1 pseudogene is annotated in these 326 nt (G+C 40.2%); it reads right to left on the bottom strand.

What is annotated here, in order from left to right:
* Window positions 1–326 (bottom strand): annotated as a pseudogene (locus tag SCA31_RS22815) (M1 family peptidase); the annotation flags it as partial.

Raw genomic sequence — 326 nt, 5'->3', positions numbered from 1 at the left:
CCATACAACTGTCCGTTTTTCTCAGAAAATATGATTTTAACCGGGGCTTCTTTGCTTCCAAATGTTCCCGTGAAATCTTTCGCATCAATTTTATCAACCGGTTTCGCCTGTGCAGAGCTCCAGCTGTTATTTTTCACATTGATATCCGGAATCTGGGAATTCGGATCCAGTTTCACCTCATCAATTTCTTTATTTGAATCTACTTTGAAAGTCCATTCTGTATTTCTTTTCCAAAGCTCGATAGGAAGCTGGATAATCTGCTTGGTTCCATCTTTAAATTTCACCTGAACCGTAGTCGGCATCGGAAGCTGTCCGATATTTTCAAC

Origin of the sequence: Chryseobacterium sp. SIMBA_028 (assembly GCF_046535285.1) — a bacterium.
In the GTDB taxonomy this organism is placed as follows: Bacteria; Bacteroidota; Bacteroidia; order Flavobacteriales; family Weeksellaceae; genus Chryseobacterium.
This window is presented reverse-complemented; position numbering and strand designations above follow the sequence as displayed.